This window comes from Bradyrhizobium sp. B039 (assembly GCF_038965675.1).
GTDB classification, from domain to species: domain Bacteria; phylum Pseudomonadota; class Alphaproteobacteria; order Rhizobiales; family Xanthobacteraceae; genus Bradyrhizobium; species Bradyrhizobium diazoefficiens.
This window is the reverse complement of the sequence record NZ_CP152416.1, coordinates 1360758-1381272: the sequence shown is the minus strand read 5'-3', so window position 1 is coordinate 1381272 and position 20515 is coordinate 1360758. Positions and strand designations below refer to the sequence as shown.

The following is a 20515-nucleotide window of genomic DNA, read 5'->3' as shown; positions in this document are numbered from 1 at the left end:
CAGAAGTGTTGGGCTACAACTTCTTCAGGAAGACGAACTCCGTGTCGTCATAGGCGCGCCGCTCCAGCTCCTCGAAACCTTCAGGCGCCGTAAACTGCGCGGCCTTGGCCTCTTCCACCACCAGCAGCGCGCCCGGTGTCAGCCAGCCGCCGTCGCGCAAGCTCACAAGCGCCTTCTCCGCAAGTCCCCTGCCATAGGGCGGATCGAGGAACACCAGCGAGAACGGCTCGACGGGATGCGCCGGGCCGAGATCGGTCGCATCGCGGCGATAGACTTTTGTCACCCCGCCGAGGCCGAGCGATTCTACATTGTTGCGCAACAACGCCCGCGCCTCCGCACCGTTGTCGACGAACAGCACGAACTTCGCGCCGCGCGAAGACGCCTCGATGCCGAGCGCGCCGGTGCCCGCGAAGAGATCGAGCACGCGCGCGTCCTCGATCGGATCGTCATAGGCGTGCACGAGGATGTTGAACACGGACTCGCGCAGGCGGTCCGCCGTGGGGCGGATGTCGCGCGAGGACGGTGAGGCGAGATTACGCCCCTTCAAGCGACCGCCGACGACGCGCAATTAGTCCTCCCGCGGCGTCAAATCGCGCTTACCGTGATAGCCGCGCTTGGGACGGCGCGGGGGGCCATAGCCGCTCGCCTCCGCCTCGTTGCGCTCGCGCGCCTCCTCGCTGCCGGTGCGCTGCACCAGCACGCGGCGGCCCTTGCGGTCGTTGATCACGGCGCGCTTGCTGGCGGGCTTCTTCTCGTGCGGCGCGCCGTCATCGGTCGCAGCGGCCTTCTGCGGCACGTCGAACTGCGCACCCGACTTCTCGATCACCTTGTCGCCGAGCTGCTCGCGCAGCACGCGCGACTTGATCTCCTCGACCTGGCCTTCGGGGACCTCGCCGAGCTGGAACGGGCCGTAGGACACGCGGATCAGCCGGTTCACCTCGAGCCCGAGATGGGCGCAGACGTTGCGCACCTCGCGGTTCTTGCCTTCACGGATCGCGAACACCAGCCAGACATTGGCGCCCTGGTCGCGCTCGAGTGTCGCATCGATCGGGCCGTATTTGACGCCCTCGACCTCGATGCCAGCCTTCAGCTCGTCGAGCTGGGCCTGGGTGACGTCGCCATGGGCGCGGACGCGGTAGCGGCGCAGCCAGCCGGTGTCCGGCAGCTCGAGCGTGCGCGCGAGGCCGCCGTCATTGGTGAGCAGCAACAGGCCTTCGGTGTTGAAGTCGAGCCGGCCGACGCTGATCAGGCGCGGCAGACCTTCGGGCAGATTGTCGAACACGGTCGGACGACCCTCGGGATCGTCATGCGTGGTCATGAGGCCGCGCGGCTTGTGATAGAGGAACAGCCGCGTGCGCTCGCGCGGCGGCAACGGCTTACCATCGACAGTGACGACGTCGTTCGGTGTGATGTCGAGCGCCGGCGAATTGATGACGCGGCCGTTGACGGCGACGCGGCCCTGCGTGACCATCTCCTCGGCGTCGCGGCGCGAGGCAAGCCCCGCGCGCGCCAGCGCCTTGGCTATGCGCTCGCCGGCCTTCTTCGGCTTCGGCGCTTCTTCGCGGCGCGGCCGCCCCTCGAAATCCCGATCGCGCTCGCGATAGGCGCCGCGGCCGCCGAAGGCCGGGCGCTTCTCGAAGATCCGGCTCTCGTCCTCGTTTTCGCGGCGCGGACGATCACCGAACCGGCCTTCGCTGCGCGGATGCTCGTGCCAGTCGGAGCGGCCTTCCGAGCGCTCGCGCGGGCGATTGAATTTCGGGCGGTCGCCGCCGCGCTCGCCATCGCCGTCACGACGGGGACGATCGAATTTTGGACGATCATCGCGCGGGCGATCGAACTTGGGACGATCAAACTTGGGACGATCGAATTTGGGCCGCTCGCGGAACGGACGATCGCCCGACGGACGATCGTCGCGCGAACGCGAGAACCGCGGACGGTCGTCGCCGCCTTCGCGCTTCTGCCAGGGCTTGTCTTCGCTGCGATCGCGGCCGCCAAAATCCTTGCGTGGACCCTTGCTGAAATCCTTGCGCGGCGGCCGGTCGCCGCGCGGACCCGCATCGCGCTTCTGCCACGGCTTTGAATCGCTGCGCTCGCCACGATCGCGCGGGCGGTCGCTGCGGTCGGGTGCGCCGCGCGAGAATTTCCGCTCGCCGTCGAACTTGCGTTCCGGGCGGTCGCCACGCGGCGCGTAGGGCCGCTTGTCGCCAAACTTCTTGTCACCGGTCCGGCCGGCGGGGCGGGAGTCGTCGCGATCCCGGCTGCGCGGCGGACGGTCGTCACGGCCATAGGACGGGCGATCGCCGCGCGGCTTGAACGGTCGCTTCTCGCCGTCGCGCGAGCCGCGATCCGAAAACGGGCGGTCGCCACGCGGCTTGAAGCTGCGCTCACCGCGCTCCTCACCACCGCGGTCGTCGCGCTTGAAGCGCGGGCGGTCGCTGAAATCGCGGCGCGGGGCATCGCCCTCTTCGCGGCGGCGGAACGGACGCCCCTCGCGGTCGCCGCGGGGCGGACGGCTGTCGCCCTTGCCCTCAAAGCCGCGCTTGGCGAACTTCTTCTCGGGGCCGCGCGCCTTGCCGGAACGGCCCTTGGCCGGGCCTCGATCACGCCGGCCGCGGGAATCGTTGTCTTTGTCGCTGTCGCGAGGCATGAATAATCTCACTCAGGGGGTGGCCAGAGGGCAGTGTGCGCGCTCGTTCCGAGCCGCATGCTCAGGCAAAACCGGTATTCACTCTTGCTGAAGGCGGAGCTACTAGCAGGTTTCTGGCGATGATACGAGGCTTGAAAGCCCCCTCTTTCATGGATTTGGCGCTCAAAACGGCCGAAAATGCCGGAAAGGCGGGCGAAGTTCCGATCGGATGCGTCGTGGTCCGCAATTACGAGGTCATCGCCACGGCCGCCAACCGGACGCTGACCGATTACGACCCCACGGCCCATGCCGAGATTGTCGCGCTGCGCGAGGCCGCGAAAAAGATCGGCAGCGAGCGCCTGGTCGACTGCGACCTCTACGTGACGCTGGAGCCCTGCACCATGTGTGCGGGCGCGATCTCTTTTGCAAGGGTCAGGCGACTCTATTACGGCGCCGCCGACCCCAAGGGCGGCGCGGTGGAATCAGGCGTGCGCTTCTTTGCCTCGCCGACCTGCCATCACGCGCCGGACGTCTATTCCGGGGTCGGCGAGAGCGAAGCGGCGCGGCTGCTCAGGGAGTTCTTTCGGGAGCGGCGCTAGCTGCCTGCGAAGAACTCGCGCAGCGCCTTTGCGGTGACGTCGGGGTTCTCCTCGGTGAGGAAGTGCCCCGAGTCCACCGGCATGCCGTCGACGTTCGTGGCCCATTGCTTCCACGTATCCAGCGGTGTCGCTGCGGCCTGCGCGACGCCGGCGTTGCCCCACAGCGCCAGCATGGGAATGGTGATCTTCTTGCCAGCCTCGAAATCGGCCTTGTCGAGGTCGTAGTCGAAATAGGCGCCGGCGCGGTAGTCCTCGCACATCGCGTGCACGCGGGCGGGATCGCGGAACGGGGCGATGTAGTGTTCGAGCGCGCGCTCGTCGATGGCCTCTAACGTCTTCGATTTGGTCTGGCTCGCCATCTTGAAGCGCAGGAAGAACTCGCCATTGCCCGAGATCAGCGTCTCCGGCAGCGGGGCGGGCTGTGCCAGGAAGGTCCAGTGATAGATCTTCAGCGCGTAGGCGCGGTTCATCCGCTCCCAGTAATTATAGGTCGGCAGGATATCGAGCACGGCAAGGCGCGACAGCCGGCCGGGATGGTCGAGCGCGAGGCGGTAGGAGACGCGGCCGCCGCGGTCGTGGCCCGCCAGCGCGAAGTGCACGTGGCCGAGGCGCTCCATCGCCTCCACCATGGCCTTGGCCATCGCGCGCTTGCTGTAGGGCATGTGCAGCGCGTCGCTCTCGGGCATGTCGGACCAGCCATAGCCCGGCAGGTCGGCGATGATCAGCGTGAACTTGTCGGCAAGCTGCGGCGCGACGCGGTGCCACATCACATGCGTCTCGGAGAAGCCGTGCAGCAGCAGGAGCGGCGGTCCCTTGCCGCCGACGCGGGCAAAGATGCGGCCTAAGGAGGTGTTGATCCACTCGGAGGCGAAGCCGGGATAGAGGTCGGCGAGATCGGACATCTTTCTGCATCCTTGTCTGGTCAGTCCCGGAGCCGCTCCCAACAAAAATGTCGAAAACAACCCCATGCACAGTAGCACGCGTCCTCGGCGAAGGGCGCTAAGCCCAACAGCCGACTACGCATTTCTGAAATGTCGATGTGGCGGCGCGATGGCGCAAGGTTTTTTGCGCGGCGACCGGAAAAACCGCTGTCAGCCCCTGGCCTTCTCGGCTTCCACCGCCTGCCAGCCGATGTCGCGGCGACAGAAGCCCTCCGGCCAGTTGATGCGGTCCACGGCCTGATAGGCGCGCGCCTGCGCCTCCGTCACGGTCGCCCCCAGCGCGCAGACATTGAGCACACGGCCGCCATTGGCGAGGATCGCGCCGTCCTTTGCGACCGTGCCGGCGTGGAAGATCTCGACGGTGTCGACCTTGGCGGCCTCCTCCAGCCCCTCGATGCGCGTGCCCTTCTGGTAGTCGCCGGGATAGCCCTTCGCCGCCATCACCACGGTGAGCGCGGATTCCGGATACCAGCGCAGATCGAAATGCTTCAACTCCCCGTCGCAGGCGGCAACGAACGCCGGCACGATGTCCGACATCATGCGCAGCATCAGCACCTGGCACTCGGGATCGCCGAAGCGGACGTTGAACTCGAACAGCTTCGGCCCCTGCGTTGTCAGCATGATGCCGGCATAGAGCACGCCGCGGAACGGCGTGCCGCGCTGCTTCATGCCGGCGACCGTCGGCAGAATGATCTTCGCCATGATCGCGTCATGGATCGCGGGCGTCACCAGCGGCGTCGGCGAATAGGCACCCATCCCGCCGGTGTTCGGGCCGACGTCGTGGTCGAACACGCGCTTGTGGTCCTGCGCGGAGGCCATCGGAATGGCGGTCTCGCCGTCGCACAGCGCAAAGAAGCTGATCTCGCGGCCTGGCAAAAATTCCTCGATCACGACTTCGGCGCCGGCTTCGCCAAAGGCGCCCTCGAACATCATGGCGATGGCGTCCTCGGCCTCGCGCACGGTCTTGGCGACGACCACGCCCTTGCCGGCGGCGAGGCCGTCGGCTTTCACCACGATCGGCGCGCCCTGGCTCTGGACATAGTCGCGCGCGTCCTTGGCGTTGGTGAACCGCTTGTAGGCGCCGGTCGGAATGCCGAATTCGGTGCACAGTGCCTTGGTGAAGCCCTTGGAGCTTTCGAGCTGGGCGGCCGCCCCGCTCGGCCCGAACGCCTTGATGCCGGCGGCGGTGAGGTCATCGACGATGCCGGCCGCCAGCGGCGTCTCCGGGCCGACCACGACGAGCTCGACCGCGTTCGTCTTGCAGAAGTCGATCACGGCAGCATGGTCGGCCACGTCGAGCGCCACGCACTCCGCCTCGCGCGCGATGCCGGCATTGCCGGGCGCGCACCAGAATTTGGTCACCAGGGGGGAGGCTGCGATCTTCCAGGCGAGGGCATGTTCGCGGCCGCCGGAACCGAGCAGGAGAATGTGCATCGAAGGCTCGAAAAGAGGGGTTTGCTGGGGGCGGAGGTCGCACGAATCGCGGCGGGCCTCAAGGGGGCAAGCCCCGAACTCCCCGGCATTCCGGACGGCTTGCTCCGCTGCGCCTTCTCCCCTTCCAATAGCAGAAAAAGCGAAACAATATCAATGTAAAGACCGCCCAGTGTCCAGCGGGTGCTCAAAATAGAAATTCCGCTGGCACTTCGTGTGGCATTGATATCGCAGCAACAACTAACACGATCAGAGTCGCTACAGAACGCGGACTGCGCTACCCTCGTCGAATGACGGGCATCACTGACTATTTTTTCGTCGGATTTGCCGGATTCCTCTACGTGATCGGCGAGTACAAACTTGCCTTTTGGTTCAGCGCATTTGGGATCGTAAATAACGCTGGAGCCGCCGTGAGGGCCGTTGTGGACCCGGATTGGTACATGCGCAAACGATTGGAAGCGAATTTACCAGTCGATTTCTTCAACTCTGGAATACGGAGTCTTCTGGCAATCAAGGTCATACTAATTGGCGTGCTCTCTTGGGCGGCGTGGCGTGCGGGCACACACGCCGGATATTTTTGACAGTCCGACTATGCCAACCTTGCTAGCCATTATCTTCGGGGTTGCTGCTTACGCCGGGTACAAGGGATGGCCCCTTTACACTGTGATTTTCGTGGGCGGCGCTATGGTAATTTGGAACTTGATGTATTTCGGAGCGCGGCCAATGCAGGCCGCATCAGGCGGTCCGCTAGCCTACCTCTTTCGAATATCAATCATAAACATTCTCCAAGCGGCAGCGGCCTACGCTGCAGGCTTTGGGCTGTATCGCCTGATTGGATAATCCCCCGTCATCTCAACAGACGATTTTTTCCGCAAGGAAGGGGCGAAATTGGTGCCGCCGCCGACCGGTGATGACCCGTACGAGGAGGAGGCGTATCGGCTCTGGGCGATCAAGCAGCGAAGCAGGCCGTGAACGTCCACTCCGGTCCAAGACCCGACTATTGGCGGAGCTTTGCTGTATATTATCACGGCACAAGGGGGTTCGATTTGATGGCTTTCCTAACGCCCGAGCAGATCAAGGAAATCGAGGAGAAGCGTGGGACGCTCCTTCTCAAGTACAACAAGATGCTGCTCAAGCTCCCGTTCACACGTTTTCAGCAAGAGAAGGCGGCGGAATACTTCCTGCACGGCTTCGTGCGTCGCTTGGGCACGCTGGTGCGATGCGTAGACAACGTTTTTGCACTCATCCCGATGGATAGAGAGCACGTACCGGAGAAGAACGTGCTGCATGATGCCCAGATCAACATCCAGTCATTTTTCGCGAACGTCTATGGCTGCGTCGACAATCTCGCGTGGATCTGGGTGTATGAAAAAGGCCTTGATCGCAAGATACGGCGCAACAGCGTCGGATTGCGGGCAAAGCATACGGAAGTGCGGTCCACGTTAAGTGTCGGCTTTCAGGACTATTTGGTGAAGCTCGATCCGTGGCTGGACTACATCATCGAATATCGTGATGCGCTGGCCCACCGCATTCCGTTGTACGTGCCGCCCGGCGGAGTGCCAACCCAGCATGTCGACGCCTACAACACCCTCGAGCGCGGCATTCAAGAGGCTCTGTATGTTCGCGGCGACCCCTACGAATATGAACGATTGTCGGCAGAGCAAAATATGCTGCTCGTGTTTCAACCGCTAATCTCGCATTCTGTGACGGAAACTACCGCTCGTTTCGCCTTTCACGTGCAGATGGTCGTCGACTTTCTCACGGTCGATGAGAGGGGCAACAAGATGCTGGATGAATTGGGTCCTGCGCGCCCTTAGACACCGCATTGGAATTACGGTGACAGTACACTAAATCCCAAAGTCTAAGCATTAGTTGCTCCCGTTTAGTGCACTGTCACCGTAATTCCAAGAGTCAGGTGGCCCATAGCGGCCATGATCTCACGTGCAGTCGCGCCCGCGTCAGCGAGCAATCGGCCAAATGTTCTTCTTAGGCCGTGCGGTTGGCAACGCAAATCCATGATGCCGGCGGCCTTGATCGCATCGCGCACCCATCCGCTGAATCCGTCGACATTCGGATCGAGAACGGTATGCCTGTGGCCCAGGATCGCAGTCTGCCTAGCGGGGGTCTCTGCCCCCTACTACCCCAGGAGCACCGCGAGCACAGCGGAGGACGTCCAGCACACGATCACAGCGAGCACACCTGAGGCCTCCTAACCTATTGGAATTACTTCGATATGAAATCCATCGCGTGCTGTTTCGCGCAATTCAATAAAATCATTATCCTTGAAACCGTGCGTTCCGGATGCCTCAATATGTCTCTCAGGTGCCTGAGTTGAGCTAGATCATCGAGCCTATCCTATCGTTGTGGAAATCCGGCCTCGCGGCGAAAGTGCTGCGAACCGCGATGGACAGGAGAGTTGGCGATGGCAAATGGACGGCAGGCGACGGCCAAGCGCATGAAGATGGCCGAGCGCGCGCAGCAATTGATGAACCTGCATTTCCCGAACGTTGATTCTTCGTTCATATGGCATCGCAAGACCAACGATGGCTTCACGACGATTCCCCGCACGCTTCCCATCGTGATGAACGCCATCGACGCTCAATCGAAGGGCCAGCCCGCCGGGCACGCGCTCTTCTGCCTTTGGGCTCGCTCTCCGGATAACCCTGTTATCACGATCGAGAACCCGGCAACATTCGCCGGTGAAGCCGGCTTCATTGGTGAGCGCGCCACGGACACTTGGCGAAAGCGTATGAAGCGCCTGCGTGAACTCACAATGATCATGACCAAGCCAGGTGCGTCCGGCGAGTTTCACTACGTGATGCTCCTGAATCCGAACGCTGGGTTGGAGTGGATGCGAAGCCATGGCTTGGTCCAAGACGGCATTTATGGCCGCTTCATCGAACGTCTAATGGAGGTTGGCGCCTACGGCGAAATCGAAGCCGTCCGCGAGTTCTGGGTCAATTATCAGACCGCGCAAACGGCAGCCGCCGCTGCGGCTCAGGCAGCATCTCCGCAGTCCGCTGCTCCGGCAGAGACTACGGCGACCTGAGTATGGAGGAGGCAAAATGACGAAGTTAAGGGCCTGCGGCCTCTGATGCCGGCTTACCCATCAGGGGCCGATGCAACGAACGGCCTTGGCCAGAGTGTGTCCAGCCAAGGCCGATGGTGAGCGTTCATAACCTCGCCAGTGGAGCACGGCTGCAAACCTTCGCTCCGCTGGCAGCATACCTCACGAACGGAGCCCGCGATAGCGCGGGCTCCTGCTTGCACGCCCGAACTTGGAGTGCAGCAAACTTCAGTGCTCGGAGCGGGTCGCCTAGCCACTTGCGTGCTGCTCCGGATCTTCGCCGGCGCGACTGAGTTCGGCGCCGCCCGCGAGAAGACGCTACGACACTGTCACCGACAGTGTGCCTGTGACTGTGTAGTTGACTTTGAGACATCACGGACGTCTTTGTTATAAGTCGTGATTTTGACAAGCAGTTTGCCGTTCTCTTTAGAGTAGTTGACGGCGTATGTGCTTAGATTGAAAATCCGCTCCCCATTGAATGCCGGTTGCTTGCTCCCGCCCAACTGTACCAGTCTCATCGATGGGCCTAACCCTGCTTCCCCGCAATGATCTCCTGCAGTGTCGCCACATGCCGCGCGAAGGCGCCGCGGCCGGTTGCGGTGGCGGTGACCGTGGTCTGCGGCTTCTTGCCGACGAAGGCCTTCTCCACGGACACATATCCCGCCTTGGCCAGCGTCTCGATATGCGCGCCGAGATTGCCGTCGGTGGCGCCGGTGAGCTTTTTCAGCCGCGAAAATTCCAGGCCCGCCGTCGCAGGCAGCGCGTTCAGCGCCGCCATGATCTTGAGCCGCAACGGCTGGTGGATGATGTCGTCGAGCTCGGCCATCAGATCCGCCGCATCCAGAGGCCGCCGAGGATCAGCCCGCCGCCGTTGACGAAAGCCATCCAGAGCGGGAACGCCTCGCCGATGGTGAAGAAGCCGATCAGCGTCAGCGCGGAGATGCCGAGACCGATCGCCACGAAGGCATAGCCGAACCAGAGTCCGGCCAGGGTGTAGAACAGCATGAAGTAGAGCGGCCAGAACGCACCCAGCTGGCGCGGGCCGAAATGGCCGATGACGTTGGTGCAGAGATAGCCGAAGGCGAAGAACAGCACGAACACCAGCAGCAGCCTGATGTCGAAGGCTGCTCCCCGGGGATGATGCGGCGGATTGAGCAGGCGGAGCGCAACCAGGCCGCCGACACCGAGAACATCGACCGCGACCCAGGCATGGACCGCGTAGATCGGCCAGAGCCAGGTCACGAGATTGCCTGCGAACACCAGCACGCCCCACCAGACGGCCGCATAGCTCGCCAGCTCGTAGAGCTGCGATTGCTTCACGCGCTGGACGATGTCGTCGATGTCGGCCAGCGCTGCGGACGCCTCCTTGCTGTCGATCATGTCGTCCCTTTCAGTCCCAGGGCTATCTCGTATGACGCTCGGTGACACCTGAGCGCACGCCTCGTCCTTCGAGACGACCGCTTCGCGGTCTCCTCAGGATGAGGCTCGGCTGCACCAGTCCCCGTTGAAGCGACCGCCGCAAACTCCGCCCTCATCCTGAGGGTCCGCCGCAGGCGGGCGTCTCGAAGGATGGCCGCGGGGAAGCCGCTCCCATATGCGCTTGCCTTGCCATCAGCGGATCGCATCATGACTGCCCCGCCCCGCGCGTTGCCACGTCCTCGGCGATTGCCGAGATCGCCTTCGGGCTGGTGACGATGCCCATGTGGTTGATGCCGTCGATGATCTTGACATCGACCGACGGTTTGATCGCTTGCACCGCCTCCGCATATTTATCCGAGATCATCATCTCGTCCTCGGCACCGCCGAAGATCGTGACGGGGTGTGTCGTCGCCGCGAGATCGAGACGATAGCCGCGCGTCGCGAAATTGCGCATCAGGCGGTCGGAATAGGTGGGGACGAGATACTTCGCCGAATTCGCAGGCACGGCCAAAGCAAGCACCGGTAGCTGCGAGCAGCAGTCGATGCCGAGCTTGCGGAGAGCGGTGAGGCCGAGGAGGCGGGGAACGTCGGCATTGGCCCAGCCGCCGGAATGCGGCTTGTTGGTCGGCGCGTCATAGCCGAGATAGGGCGCAAGCAGCACGGTGCGCACGAACATGTCCTGCATGATCGGCGTCGCGGCAACGCGCAGCGCGAAGCCGGCGCCGGCGGAATGGCCGATCAGGGTCAGCGGCAGATCGGGCGCAGCCTTGCGGACATGAGCGACGAAATCGACGAGATCGTCCTCGAGCTGACCGACATAGCCAATATCGCCGCGCGTGCCCGAGGCGCCGTGGCCGCGCATGTCGAGCGCCCAGGTCTCGACGCCGCGCGAGGCGATCGCATGGGTCAGCGCGTGATTGACGGTGCCGCTGGAGCCGGAGGAGCCGTGGATGAAGATCGCGCCACGGCCGCTCGCCGGCCCGTTCGGGACGTAGTGGCGAAAGCCGAGCCAGGTGCCGTCACGGGCCTGAAAACGCTCGAGCGGCGGCATGGTCGAGAAGTCGACAAGCTTCACCGACTCCGAGACCGACCGCATCTCAGGCGGCCGCTCCGGTGGCGTTGCGATCATCGCGACCAGGATCAGCGCCACGGCGCCGACTGCGCACAGAGCCCATTTCAGTCCGTTCAACACGCCGCGCAGCAGCTGCCTCGCCATGGCTCAACTCCATTGAACTCAAAAATAATAGAGAACTCTATAATGCAGAGTACTCTCCAGATCAATCCCCGGATTGGCGCCGCGCGGCGAAAATCCTTAACGTCGGGTCTGACCCCAAGATGCCGAATCGTTTGCCGATGCCGCCCGCGGAACCCCTGCTCAACGCCCCCGAATTCACCGTCTCCGAGCTTTCACAGTCCCTGAAGCGGACGGTGGAGGATGCCTTTGGCCATGTCCGGGTCCGCGGCGAGATCTCGGGCTTTCGCGGCGCCCACTCCTCCGGCCATTGCTATTTCGCGCTCAAGGACGAGAGCGCCAAGATCGAGGCGGTGATCTGGAAGGGCGTGCACGGCCGGATGCGCTTCAAGCCCCAGGAGGGGCTCGAGGTCATCGCCACCGGCAAGCTCACCACCTATCCGGGCTCCTCGAAATACCAGATCGTCATCGAGGCGCTGGAGCCGGCCGGCATCGGCGCGCTGATGGCGCTGATGGAGGAGCGCAAGAAAAAGCTCGCCGCCGAGGGCCTGTTCGACGAGGCGCGCAAGCAGCTGCTGCCGTGGCTGCCGGAGGTGATCGGCGTCGTGACCTCGCCGACCGGCGCCGTCATCCGCGACATCCTGCACCGGCTGGAGGACCGCTTCCCCCGCCATGTGCTGGTGTGGCCGGTCAAGGTGCAGGGCGAAGGCTCGGCCGAGCAGGTTGCGGCCGCGATCCGCGGCTTCAACGCGCTGCCGGAGGGCGGCAAGATTCCGCGCCCCGACGTCCTGATCGTCGCGCGCGGCGGCGGCTCGCTGGAGGATCTCTGGTCGTTCAACGAGGAGATCGTGGTGCGGGCCGCAGCCGAGAGCATGATCCCGCTGATCTCCGCGGTGGGCCACGAGACCGACATCACGCTGATCGATTTCGTCGCCGACAAGCGCGCGCCGACGCCGACGGCGGCGGCCGAGATGGCCGTCCCCGTGCGCAGCGATCTGTTCGTCGAGGTCGCCGATCTCGCACGGCGCACCCGCGCCTATTGGCAGCGCGCCCACGAAAGCCGCCGCAGCGAATTGCGTGCGGCTGCGCGTGCGCTGCCGGCGGCCGGAGATCTGCTGGCGATCCCGCGGCAGCGGCTGGATTCGGCGGGCGCCGCCCTGCCCCGCGGCTTGAAAGCCAACACGCATGCGCATTTCCGCAGGTTTACTGCGGCGGGCGCAAAGCTGACGCTGCGGGTGCTGCACGGGCAGATCTCGCAGGCCGATCACCGGCTCACCGTGTGCGGCGAGCGGCTTGGTCTCTCCGCGCGGTCGCTGCTGCGGCAGCGGCGCGACCGCTTTGCCGGTCTCGAGGTGCGGCTGCGTGCCTCAAAACTCTCCAACGCGCAGGCGCAGCGCAACGCGATTGCCCGCCAGCGCGAGCGCACGCATCGTCTGGCCGAGCGCGCCAACCGTGCGCTGGTGACGCTGCTGCAACGGCTTGACGCCCGCGTCGAGGCCAGCGGCAAGCTGCTCTCGGCGCTGTCCTATCGCGGCGTGCTCGCGCGCGGCTTTGCGCTGGTGCGGGACGAGGCCGGCCATCCCCTGCATTCGGCTGACAGCGTCGGTCCCGGCGCGCGCGTCGAGATCGAGTTCGCGGACGGACGCGTCGGCGCGACAACGGATGCGGATCGTCCGGCGCCTCCTGCCAAGCGCGCACAGCAACCGAAGCCGGCCGCGCAGGAGACCAAACCCGCGCCGAAGCGCGTCGGCAAGCCGGTGGATCAGGGCAGTTTGTTCTGAGTTGGCGGCTCACTCTCCGTGTCGTCCCGGCGAAAGCCAGGACCCATTACCCCAGGAAGTAGTTTGGCGAAGACTGATCGTTCGGGACTAATGCCGCGTACAATCGATAGATTCCGCGGTATGGGTCCTGGCTTTCGCCAGGACGACGTCGGGGAGAGTTGGTCGCCCTCTCAATACATATCAGCGCGGAAGGGTAGGAGTCGCAACAGCCCGCCTAGCGGCAGGACAATCCCGCGTCGATCGTGGTCCAGAAGCCGCAATGTTCAGGCGCGAGCATTGGCGCGCCGGCGTGGGCTTCGAACAGGAAGATCGCGACGGTGAAGACGATCAGTGCGGAGGAAAAGAGGACGATGCGGTTGCGCATGTGGGATGCGTTTAACCGACATCGTGGTCGAATGATGGCACCGTCCCGTGCTGAAACCGCAGCCATGCGCGATCCGTAGATTCACGGTCGGCCACTCTCCGTGCAGGGCGGTGGTCGATGCGGGGCTGTCCGCCTCAAGTTGTTCCTCGGGCGGCCCCGCTTGGGAATCCGTAGCCCCCTAGCCCGCATGAGCGCAGCGATATCCGGGCTTCTGGATCTTCATCACCGCGCCAGCCACTCCGCGACGTCCTTCTGCGACTCCGCGCGCGCGACCGCATCGGTGCCGAGATGGCCGTGCTCGGGCGCGGCGGCGTCGCTGCTGCCGCTAGCTGCGTGCAGCGGCGTGTTGGCGCGGTCGAAGTCGTGATAGGCGCCGGGATAGACCACGATGCGCGCGAGCGCGCTGCGGCCATGCGCACCCTCGACCATCTGGCGGCAGGCCGGCGGCGACGACACGTCGTCATTGGCGCCGATCAAAACCAGCGTCGGCACCCGCGTGCTCCAGCCGAGGCCGGCGGAGATGCGGCAATCCGGATAGAACGCGATCGCCGCACGGAAATCCGGCCCTGCGTCGCGCGCCGCGTTCTGCGGGCGCACCGCCCACAGCAGCGTGCTCGCGCCGTTGGCCCAGCCGATCAGGCTGACGCGGTCGCGCGCGACCCAGGCCTGCTTCATCAGCCAGGCGCGCGCGGCCGCGACGTCGGCGACACGCTCGCGCCGCGCCTTGACGTGCGTCTCCTTGACGCGGCATTGCGGCCCGAGCTCGCGCGAGCCGTAGCTGTCGGGCAGCAGCACCGCGTTACCGGCCTTGAGCAGCCGCTCCGCCCAGTCGCGATAGCGCGGCAATACGGGATCGGCATGGCCGCCGAGGCCGCCGCAGCCATGCAGCGCGATCACGGTCGGAAACGGCCCGGCGCCCTCGGGCTTGTAAAGCTGGGCATGCAGGATTCCGGAGCCGAGCGGAATCTCGACCTGCTGCGGCGCAGGCGCAGCGCGCGCGGCCGACATCAGCAGCATCAGGAACAGGGCGGTCAATCGAAGGCGCATCGGGCTCTGCCGTATCAGGTGCCGGCCGCTTGCGCCGGGACGATCCTTCGCCCGAAGCACTATCATGCGAAAACGGCGGCAAAACATCACAAACCGGTGGGTTTACCGGGCGGACAGGCCGCCCTATCTATGCTACATCCCGTCCAACACATCGTGCCCTCCAGGGTTTTTTACGGAGAGGCCTTCCACGGAGACTTTCGACCGTGCTGAACAAGTTCGGCTCTTCCGGCAATGGCGAAGCGCAGGTGCAATATCTCGACGGCGATTTCCGCGTGATCTCGCCGGGGACCTATGTGCGCTGCGCGATCACCGACACGCGGATCCCGCTCGACGAATTGAAGTACTGGAGCGTGGACCTTCAAGAAGCCTACGCCACGCCGGCCGCGGTGCTGCAGCGGCATTTCCCCGGCGCGCCGAAGCCGCAGCCGTGAGGCCGCGCCTGCGCTGCTAGTGCTGCTCAGTGGCATCCCCGCCCACGCAGGTCTTGATGAAGGTCTTCCTGGGCTCGCCGACGACCTTCTGATCGATCGCCTGCTTGAGGCAATCGACCCGCGCCTGCGCCATGCAGAGCTGCATCTGGTCGCGCTTGTCCTGTCCCTTCAGGTTTTGCGTCGTGCCGAGACACGTCACGCGCCTGGTCGCGGGAACCGGCACCGTGCCGGTCGAAGCGGCGGGCGGCGTCGTTTGTGCAAACACGGGCGCAATGATCAGACACACAAGGCTGGCGGCGACAGTCGCGGACGGCAATTTCATCGAATTCTCCCGATCGGTCCCGGACCGATAGGCGTTTTGCGATGAATGTCGCGTGAATGGCGAACTGCCGCAGGGTGCGGCAGAGCACAAGCGCGCCCACCATCACTTCGTCGCGGGCGTGTGCTCAGGCTTGGTGAGATTGTGTTACGTTGGAGGCAGGACAGTTTGGGAGCTCGAATGGGACGCCCGAATGCATTCGACGGGATGATGCACGAATTCTGTGCGAACCTAGGTTGATGTGGCGGCGTCGAGGATCGCGCGCCGCTGCACGTTTCCGACTTTATTCCAGACACAGGGCCGGTTTCTGCGGATCAATTTGCAGGCTGGCTCATCATGGCCGAAGGTCTCGATCCCGACCGGTTCAGTGCTTCCGAGCGCAGCCAACTGAAGACTGTCTTCGTAAAACACATGGGAACGGACGTCGTCGATGCGAGCAAGCTTCGCTCCGGACATCACGGCGTGTAAATTGCGCCGCGCTATTCCAGCCACCGCGGCAGGGGCAGTGCACCTGAACTGCGGGTCTCACAGCCAAAATGATCTCCGTCGTGCCGATCTGCGTTGCATCGAACAGCGCTTGCACTCCTTGGTGAGTCATTTCGCGCTGTGGTTGGATTCTTTGGTGCGACTTGGCGCCCTTAAGTTGTTTGACGAAGTTTTTGTGAAACAGAGGGCTGCTATAGTGCGTGTTAGGTAACTGACCCTGCTCTTTTTATCGCGCAGACAATCAAGTCAACCAAACGGCCATCGAGCTTTGGAATTGGCGCAGTCTGTGAACGGGCTCATATCGAAGAGCCATCTGGCGGGTTACGATCACCTCGAAAATTTGCGGTGAAATATTTGTAAATCGAAAGTCAAACGATGGGGGGGATCATGCCCACCATACTGGACCTGCTCTATCGTGAATATTGCCGCGCCCGCCTCGCTGAAATGCGGAAACAGCTGCTGATCGCAGCTGAACGCTCTGAAGCTCTCGAAGCGCATTATCATCCTGCGGACCAGGGTGACGATGAGAGGACGGACGTACAACGCAAGACCGGTCGCGGCGTGCCGACTTGAAGCGGCACCAAGACCGGCGATCTCTCCCGCGTAGCAGTGACCAAGCAATTGGCAGCAGTTTGGGAGCAAGCAATGAATACACCCGAATGCTATACTGTCATGGTGGCCTGCGCCTCGTGCCTGACCATCATCGGAATGATTGCCGTTGGAGCCTGGTGAGGGGGCCTGACCGCTGAGCCGGGATTGCACGCCGTTAGCGGGCCCGCTGGCAAGCACATTCAGTCGGACCTAGGGCGCCGGACGCAGCACCCGCCGTCCCGCATCGTCCGTCAATGAGACGCCGCAAGGCCTTCGCCGCGCCTCAGCGTGCAGACCTGCTTCTTGCTGTGAGGAAAGCGTTGCCGCCGCTTGATGCGATTGCGGCGGCATCGCTCGAGATCCGGATATCAGCCTCCGGGCGGAGTATACGAAGAACGCAGCTTCGCCGCGTTCTGGCGGACCTGCTTGATCTCGTCCTGCGTGAACAGCCGGGTCAGTTTCACGTTCTGCAGGGTGCCCGCCGTGACGGTCAGGCCGGAAATCGCCGGAGCCGCACTCGGATCAGGCACATCGAAAATCACCAGAACGCCTGGACCGTCGGCCGCAACGCTGTACATCGAAATCAGCTTGCCGCCGGCCGCTTCGATAAGTTTCCTCGCCGCCTCCTGGCGATTGGTCGTGGGGTTTTCCAAAATGGCGTTGAGAGCGCGTGGTGTGTATTGTCCAGTGAGGCAAAAATGCATGGCATGTTCTCCTCTGAGCTTTTGGCAATGACTCTCCCAGCCGTTCCGAACTTATCGGTACGGTCTCGCATCTGAAATGATGAAGGTACGTTGCCCGCCGTGGGCATAAACGCCGCCGATAATTGCCGGGAGTTCGGCACGTCCCGGTGACGGCTCTCATCGAAGGCTACATCAACTCCCGAACCTGCGGAAGAGAATTCATCCGCCGCGACATGTCGCCCCGGTGTCGCACGCGATCAACGCCTGCCGAACCGCCGCTCGCGCGCCTTGTAGAGATGATCGCTGATCAATTGCCGCAACTTTGCCGGGTCATCGAATTCGAGCTGCACCGCGAACGGCACGATGCCGTTGGGCACGCCCTCGCTGCCGCGCAGGCGCGCGAGATCCTTTTCCGTAGTCACAAGCGTCAGCTGCTCGCGCTGTGCTTCCGCCGCGAGCGCGGCGATCTCCTCGGGCGAGAACATGTGGTGATCGTCGAAGCGACGCGTGCGCGCGACATCGATGCCGCTGGCGCGCAGGGTGCGGAAGAAGCGTTCGGGATCGCCAATGCCGGCGAACGCGAAAACCCGTTTGCCGAACAGCTGCGCGACCGAGGCTGCATCCGGCTTCAGGCGCGCGCGCAGCTCCGGCTTGTTGCGCTTGGCAAGCTCGGCGGCGACGTCGTTGGCGGCGCGGCCGTCGCCGATCAGCACCAGCGCGTCGGTACGCGCGAGCTGGGCCTTCAGCGGCGCGCGCAGGGGACCGGCCGGAAACACCTTGCCGTTGCCGATGCCGCGCTCGCTGTCGATCACGATCAGCGAGGCATCCTTGAGCAGACGCGGGTTCTGGAAGCCGTCGTCCATCAGGATCACGGTCGCGCCTTGTGATTTGGCGAGCGCGACGCCGTCGAGGCGGTCACGCGCGACGACGACAGGGACGTCGCGCGCCATCATCAGCGGCTCGTCGCCGACATCGGCTGCGATGTGACGCGCGCCGTCGACCATCACCGGGCCCTGCAGGCGCCCGCCATAGCCGCGGCTGAGCACGACAGGCGTCTCGCCGAGCTCGCGCAGGAGCTTCGTCAGCGCCAGCACGGTCGGCGTCTTGCCGGCGCCGCCGACATGGTAGTTGCCGACGCAGATCACGGGGATGCCGGCGTCGAATCCCTGGAGCGCCATGCGACGCGCCGTGATCGCGCCGTAGAGCGCGCCCAGGGGACGGAGGATTTGGGACACTGGGGAACGCGGCCGGTACCAGAAGGCCGGCTCACGCATTGGCGGCTCCCATCTCGATCCGCAATTGCAGCAGATACGGCTCGAGCGCGGTCATGGTGCGCTCCAGCGCGCCGCCGAGCTGCTCGACCACGCTGCTGCCTGCGTGCTGTATCTTGTCGCGCACGGCGGGATCGGCCAGGAGCTGGCCGAGCTGCTTGACCAGGATCTCCTGCGTGTCGGCCTGGCGCGCGCCGCCGCTCGCATCGAGCGCTTCGTAGACGTCGGCGAAATTGAAGACGTGCGGACCATGGACGATCGCCGCACCGAGCTTGATCGCTTCGATCGGATTCTGGCCGCCATGGCGGATCAGCGACCCGCCCATGAACACGATCGGCGAGAGCCGGTAGAACAGGCCGAGCTCGCCCATGGTGTCGGCGACATAGACATCGGTCGCGGCCGTCGGCAGCTCCTCGCGCGAGCGCAGCGCCGGCTTCAGGCCCGACGCGGTGATCAGGCCCGAAATCGAGGAGCCGCGATCCGGATGGCGCGGCACGATCACGGTCAGAAGCTGCGGGAAGAAACCGACGAGGCTGCGATGCGCCGCCACCAGCATCTCGTCCTCGCCCGGATGGGTCGAGGCCGCGACGATGATCGGACGCCCGCGCGTCATCGCCATCAGCCGTTCGAGCTTGGCGGGATCGGCCGGCGGCGCCGGCACGTCGAGCTTGAGATTGCCGGTGGTGAGGACGTCGCGGCCGCCGAGCGCGGAGAAGCGTTCGGCATCCGTCTTCGACTGCGCCAGGCAGATGTCGAACCGCGACAGCAGCGCCGAGATGGTGCCGTACATGCGCTGCCAGCGCGGAAAGGAGCGCGGCGACATCCGACCGTTGATCAGCACCATCGGCACCCGCCGCGTTGCGCCCGCCAGGATCAGGTTCGGCCACAGATCGGATTCGATGAACAGCGCCAGCGACGGCTTCCAGTGGTCGAGGAAGCGCGCGACATAGCGCGGGGAATCATACGGCACGTATTGATGGATGACGTCGGGTGGAAAGCGTTTTGCGACGACGGCGGCCGAGGTGACGGTGCCTGATGTAAGCAGGATGCGCAAATTGAGATCGCGTAGCCGCCCGATCAGCGCCGCCGCGGCCAGAACCTCGCCGACGCTGGCGCCGTGGATCCAGACCAGCGGACCATGCGGCCGCACGTCCCGGGACAGGCCGCGCCGCTCGCCGACACGCGCGGGGTCTTCCTTGCCCTGCTTCAGCCGCCGCTTGATCAGCGCAGGCGCGAGCGGCACCAGGCCGGAAGCCAGGCGCTGGTACATCCGCAGCGTCATCGGCAGCGCTCTGGGCAGCGAATTAGGCATCTTGCGGCCCCGGGCGGCCGAGCTGCGCATAGGCGCGCCGGGTCGCTTCGTTCAACGTCTCCTCCAGCTCCAGCCGCAACGCTTCCATCATGGCGGCGTCGGCGTCCGGCGGAACGTGGATTTCCTTGATGCCGACCAATGCGCCCCGCCCGAACGGCAGGTTGATGGTGGTGCGGTCCCAGTTCTTGAGCCGGATGAAACGGCTGGTCGCCATCGCGAAAGGCATGATCGGCCGCCCCGATTCCCGTGCCAGCATGATGATGCCGAGCCCGGCCACGCGCGCGCGCTTGGGGACATCGGCGGTCAGCGCGACATTACAACCGTCCTGCAGCGTCCGCACCATCTCCTTGAAGGCGCCGACGCCACCTTTACGGTGGAAGGCACTGCCATGATCCCCGGAACCGCGGATGAGGCCGATGCCGAGCCGCTCCACCGCGATGGCGTTGAACTCGCCGTCGCGGTGCCGGGAGATCAGGACCTTGGCCCGGTAGGAGTCCTTGTTCTTGATGAACGGGGTGAGGAAATGCTGGCCGTGCCAGAAGGCGAAGATCGCCGGGATCTGCGGCTCGACGATGTCATAGACGTCGGGCGGATCGAACGTGAATTTGTTGGTCCGCCAGACCAGACGCAGATATTCGGCCGCCAGGACCCCGACGGCACGCTGAAACCAGCTGCTTCGCAGCGTATTGCGAAGCAGCTTTTTCAACGCGCCTTCGTTTCTTGATTCGGGTCGAGCAGCCGGTGGAGATGGACGATGAAGTAGCGCATCTGCGCATTGTCGACCGTGCTCTGCGCCTTGGCGCGCCAGGCGACGTGGGCGGACGCATAGTTCGGGTAGAGGCCGACGATCTCGACGTCGTCGAGGTTCTTGAAGGTGTTGTGCTCGAGATCGAGCAGTTCGCCTCCGATGACGAGATGAAGCAGTTGTTGCGGGGCACTATCTGGCATGGGTTCT

24 protein-coding genes are annotated in these 20515 nt (G+C 64.3%); 8 read left to right on the top strand and 16 right to left on the bottom strand.

The window, feature by feature from the left end:
• Positions 1–13 precede the first annotated feature (13 nt).
• On the bottom strand, positions 14–568 hold the full coding sequence (gene rsmD / locus AAFG50_RS06420) for a 16S rRNA (guanine(966)-N(2))-methyltransferase RsmD (RefSeq protein WP_028174642.1): 555 nt from the start codon (positions 566–568) through the stop codon (positions 14–16).
• Positions 569–2647: a pseudouridine synthase gene (locus AAFG50_RS06415; RefSeq protein WP_028174641.1), complete on the bottom strand. Its 2079-nt coding sequence runs from the start codon at positions 2645–2647 to the stop codon at positions 569–571.
• 119 nt (positions 2648–2766) lie between these two features.
• On the opposite strand from AAFG50_RS06415, the gene AAFG50_RS06410 reads away from it, so the two are divergent.
• The gene (locus tag AAFG50_RS06410; RefSeq protein WP_038955606.1) at positions 2767–3225 is read left to right on the top strand and encodes a nucleoside deaminase; all 459 of its coding nucleotides are present in this window, start codon (positions 2767–2769) and stop codon (positions 3223–3225) included.
• Here AAFG50_RS06410 and AAFG50_RS06405 read toward each other — a convergent pair.
• A complete protein-coding gene (locus tag AAFG50_RS06405) occupies positions 3222–4127 on the bottom strand; it encodes an alpha/beta hydrolase (protein WP_028174639.1) in 906 nt (301 codons plus the stop codon). The genes AAFG50_RS06410 and AAFG50_RS06405 overlap by 4 nt on opposite strands.
• Before the next feature lie 189 nt (positions 4128–4316).
• Positions 4317–5600: a phosphoribosylamine--glycine ligase gene (purD, locus tag AAFG50_RS06400; protein WP_028174638.1), complete on the bottom strand. Its 1284-nt coding sequence runs from the start codon at positions 5598–5600 to the stop codon at positions 4317–4319.
• A 287-nt stretch (positions 5601–5887) separates the two neighbouring features.
• Here purD and AAFG50_RS06395 point away from each other — a divergent pair, with 287 nt between their 5' ends.
• Both AAFG50_RS06395 and AAFG50_RS06390 read left to right on the top strand, forming a co-directional pair.
• On the top strand, positions 5888–6178 hold the full coding sequence (locus tag AAFG50_RS06395; RefSeq protein WP_028174637.1) for a hypothetical protein: 291 nt from the start codon (positions 5888–5890) through the stop codon (positions 6176–6178).
• Between the two features lie 468 nt (positions 6179–6646).
• Positions 6647–7414, top strand: a complete 768-nt coding sequence (locus AAFG50_RS06390) for a hypothetical protein (protein ID WP_028174635.1) — start codon at positions 6647–6649, stop codon at positions 7412–7414.
• Positions 7415–7479: 65 nt separating this feature from the next.
• On the opposite strand, the gene AAFG50_RS06385 is transcribed toward AAFG50_RS06390, so the two are convergent.
• Positions 7480–7698 (bottom strand): site-specific integrase, encoded by a 219-nt coding sequence (locus tag AAFG50_RS06385; RefSeq protein WP_257787585.1) that lies wholly within the window; start codon positions 7696–7698, stop codon positions 7480–7482.
• Positions 7699–8019: 321 nt separating this feature from the next.
• On the opposite strand from AAFG50_RS06385, the gene AAFG50_RS06380 reads away from it, so the two are divergent.
• Positions 8020–8646, top strand: coding sequence for a hypothetical protein (locus AAFG50_RS06380; RefSeq protein WP_198046588.1), 627 nt, complete (start codon positions 8020–8022; stop codon positions 8644–8646).
• Positions 8647–9190: 544 nt separating this feature from the next.
• Here the strand turns inward: AAFG50_RS06380 and AAFG50_RS06375 are convergent.
• The 3 genes from AAFG50_RS06375 to AAFG50_RS06365 form a co-directional block, all read right to left on the bottom strand.
• Positions 9191–9490: a transcriptional regulator gene (locus AAFG50_RS06375; protein WP_028174633.1), complete on the bottom strand. Its 300-nt coding sequence runs from the start codon at positions 9488–9490 to the stop codon at positions 9191–9193.
• Complete coding sequence (locus tag AAFG50_RS06370) at positions 9490–10044, bottom strand: hypothetical protein (protein WP_028174632.1); 555 nt, start codon at positions 10042–10044, stop codon at positions 9490–9492. Before AAFG50_RS06370 ends, AAFG50_RS06375 begins: the two co-directional genes overlap by 1 nt.
• Positions 10045–10288: 244 nt before the next feature.
• Entirely contained in the window at positions 10289–11299 is a 1011-nt protein-coding gene (locus AAFG50_RS06365; RefSeq protein WP_028174631.1) for an alpha/beta hydrolase, read from the bottom strand.
• A gap of 119 nt (positions 11300–11418) precedes the next feature.
• Here AAFG50_RS06365 and xseA point away from each other — a divergent pair, with 119 nt between their 5' ends.
• The gene (gene xseA / locus AAFG50_RS06360) at positions 11419–13056 is read left to right on the top strand and encodes an exodeoxyribonuclease VII large subunit (RefSeq protein WP_049832534.1); all 1638 of its coding nucleotides are present in this window, start codon (positions 11419–11421) and stop codon (positions 13054–13056) included.
• A gap of 214 nt (positions 13057–13270) precedes the next feature.
• Here xseA and AAFG50_RS06355 read toward each other — a convergent pair whose 3' ends face one another.
• Together AAFG50_RS06355 and AAFG50_RS06350 are read right to left on the bottom strand one after the other, a co-directional pair.
• Positions 13271–13420, bottom strand: coding sequence for a hypothetical protein (locus AAFG50_RS06355; RefSeq protein ID WP_165448178.1), 150 nt, complete (start codon positions 13418–13420; stop codon positions 13271–13273).
• A gap of 222 nt (positions 13421–13642) precedes the next feature.
• Positions 13643–14467 (bottom strand): dienelactone hydrolase family protein, encoded by an 825-nt coding sequence (locus AAFG50_RS06350; RefSeq protein WP_028174629.1) that lies wholly within the window; start codon positions 14465–14467, stop codon positions 13643–13645.
• 203 nt (positions 14468–14670) lie between these two features.
• Here AAFG50_RS06350 and AAFG50_RS06345 point away from each other — a divergent pair, with 203 nt between their 5' ends.
• On the top strand, positions 14671–14898 hold the full coding sequence (locus AAFG50_RS06345; protein ID WP_011090242.1) for a DUF2093 domain-containing protein: 228 nt from the start codon (positions 14671–14673) through the stop codon (positions 14896–14898).
• A gap of 16 nt (positions 14899–14914) precedes the next feature.
• Here the strand turns inward: AAFG50_RS06345 and AAFG50_RS06340 are convergent, their stop codons facing one another.
• Positions 14915–15220 (bottom strand): hypothetical protein, encoded by a 306-nt coding sequence (locus AAFG50_RS06340; RefSeq protein ID WP_028174628.1) that lies wholly within the window; start codon positions 15218–15220, stop codon positions 14915–14917.
• 333 nt (positions 15221–15553) lie between these two features.
• On the opposite strand from AAFG50_RS06340, the gene AAFG50_RS06335 reads away from it, so the two are divergent.
• Together AAFG50_RS06335 and AAFG50_RS06330 are read left to right on the top strand one after the other, a co-directional pair.
• Positions 15554–15685, top strand: coding sequence for a hypothetical protein (locus AAFG50_RS06335; RefSeq protein WP_257787566.1), 132 nt, complete (start codon positions 15554–15556; stop codon positions 15683–15685).
• 405 nt (positions 15686–16090) lie between these two features.
• On the top strand, positions 16091–16276 hold the full coding sequence (locus tag AAFG50_RS06330; protein WP_028174626.1) for a hypothetical protein: 186 nt from the start codon (positions 16091–16093) through the stop codon (positions 16274–16276).
• 386 nt (positions 16277–16662) lie between these two features.
• On the opposite strand, the gene AAFG50_RS06325 is transcribed toward AAFG50_RS06330, so the two are convergent.
• From AAFG50_RS06325 to AAFG50_RS06305, 5 genes are all read right to left on the bottom strand, one after another.
• On the bottom strand, positions 16663–16998 hold the full coding sequence (locus AAFG50_RS06325) for a GYD domain-containing protein (RefSeq protein WP_011090245.1): 336 nt from the start codon (positions 16996–16998) through the stop codon (positions 16663–16665).
• Between the two features lie 236 nt (positions 16999–17234).
• The gene (gene lpxK / locus AAFG50_RS06320) at positions 17235–18251 is read right to left on the bottom strand and encodes a tetraacyldisaccharide 4'-kinase (RefSeq protein ID WP_028174625.1); all 1017 of its coding nucleotides are present in this window, start codon (positions 18249–18251) and stop codon (positions 17235–17237) included.
• Positions 18244–19590: a 3-deoxy-D-manno-octulosonic acid transferase gene (locus AAFG50_RS06315; protein WP_074077523.1), complete on the bottom strand. Its 1347-nt coding sequence runs from the start codon at positions 19588–19590 to the stop codon at positions 18244–18246. Before AAFG50_RS06315 ends, lpxK begins: the two co-directional genes overlap by 8 nt.
• Positions 19553–20266 carry a lysophospholipid acyltransferase family protein gene (locus AAFG50_RS06310; RefSeq protein ID WP_028174623.1) on the bottom strand — a complete coding sequence of 238 codons (714 nt, stop codon included), beginning with the start codon at positions 20264–20266 and terminating at the stop codon, positions 19553–19555. Before AAFG50_RS06310 ends, AAFG50_RS06315 begins: the two co-directional genes overlap by 38 nt.
• A complete protein-coding gene (locus AAFG50_RS06305; protein ID WP_011090249.1) occupies positions 20263–20508 on the bottom strand; it encodes a DUF4170 domain-containing protein in 246 nt (81 codons plus the stop codon). Before AAFG50_RS06305 ends, AAFG50_RS06310 begins: the two co-directional genes overlap by 4 nt.
• Positions 20509–20515: the final 7 nt, after the last annotated feature.

What these genes read in the sequence shown, in the direction of transcription:
- AAFG50_RS06305 (WP_011090249.1), bottom strand. Translation starts at nt 20,508, where the DNA reads ATGCCAGATAGTGCCCCGCAACAACTGCTTCATCTCGTCATCGGAGGC.
- AAFG50_RS06380 (WP_198046588.1), top strand. Translation starts at nt 8,020, where the DNA reads ATGGCAAATGGACGGCAGGCGACGGCCAAGCGCATGAAGATGGCCGAG.
- AAFG50_RS06405 (WP_028174639.1), bottom strand. Translation starts at nt 4,127, where the DNA reads ATGTCCGATCTCGCCGACCTCTATCCCGGCTTCGCCTCCGAGTGGATC.
- AAFG50_RS06315 (WP_074077523.1), bottom strand. Translation starts at nt 19,590, where the DNA reads ATGCGCAGCTCGGCCGCCCGGGGCCGCAAGATGCCTAATTCGCTGCCC.
- AAFG50_RS06375 (WP_028174633.1), bottom strand. Translation starts at nt 9,490, where the DNA reads ATGGCCGAGCTCGACGACATCATCCACCAGCCGTTGCGGCTCAAGATC.
- AAFG50_RS06415 (WP_028174641.1), bottom strand. Translation starts at nt 2,647, where the DNA reads ATGCCTCGCGACAGCGACAAAGACAACGATTCCCGCGGCCGGCGTGAT.
- AAFG50_RS06330 (WP_028174626.1), top strand. Translation starts at nt 16,091, where the DNA reads ATGCCCACCATACTGGACCTGCTCTATCGTGAATATTGCCGCGCCCGC.
- purD (WP_028174638.1), bottom strand. Translation starts at nt 5,600, where the DNA reads ATGCACATTCTCCTGCTCGGTTCCGGCGGCCGCGAACATGCCCTCGCC.
- AAFG50_RS06395 (WP_028174637.1), top strand. Translation starts at nt 5,888, where the DNA reads ATGACGGGCATCACTGACTATTTTTTCGTCGGATTTGCCGGATTCCTC.
- xseA (WP_049832534.1), top strand. Translation starts at nt 11,419, where the DNA reads ATGCCGAATCGTTTGCCGATGCCGCCCGCGGAACCCCTGCTCAACGCC.
- AAFG50_RS06365 (WP_028174631.1), bottom strand. Translation starts at nt 11,299, where the DNA reads ATGGCGAGGCAGCTGCTGCGCGGCGTGTTGAACGGACTGAAATGGGCT.
- AAFG50_RS06390 (WP_028174635.1), top strand. Translation starts at nt 6,647, where the DNA reads ATGGCTTTCCTAACGCCCGAGCAGATCAAGGAAATCGAGGAGAAGCGT.
- lpxK (WP_028174625.1), bottom strand. Translation starts at nt 18,251, where the DNA reads ATGCGTGAGCCGGCCTTCTGGTACCGGCCGCGTTCCCCAGTGTCCCAA.
- AAFG50_RS06370 (WP_028174632.1), bottom strand. Translation starts at nt 10,044, where the DNA reads ATGATCGACAGCAAGGAGGCGTCCGCAGCGCTGGCCGACATCGACGAC.
- AAFG50_RS06355 (WP_165448178.1), bottom strand. Translation starts at nt 13,420, where the DNA reads ATGCGCAACCGCATCGTCCTCTTTTCCTCCGCACTGATCGTCTTCACC.
- AAFG50_RS06335 (WP_257787566.1), top strand. Translation starts at nt 15,554, where the DNA reads ATGGCCGAAGGTCTCGATCCCGACCGGTTCAGTGCTTCCGAGCGCAGC.
- AAFG50_RS06410 (WP_038955606.1), top strand. Translation starts at nt 2,767, where the DNA reads ATGATACGAGGCTTGAAAGCCCCCTCTTTCATGGATTTGGCGCTCAAA.
- AAFG50_RS06340 (WP_028174628.1), bottom strand. Translation starts at nt 15,220, where the DNA reads ATGAAATTGCCGTCCGCGACTGTCGCCGCCAGCCTTGTGTGTCTGATC.
- AAFG50_RS06350 (WP_028174629.1), bottom strand. Translation starts at nt 14,467, where the DNA reads ATGCGCCTTCGATTGACCGCCCTGTTCCTGATGCTGCTGATGTCGGCC.
- AAFG50_RS06325 (WP_011090245.1), bottom strand. Translation starts at nt 16,998, where the DNA reads ATGCATTTTTGCCTCACTGGACAATACACACCACGCGCTCTCAACGCC.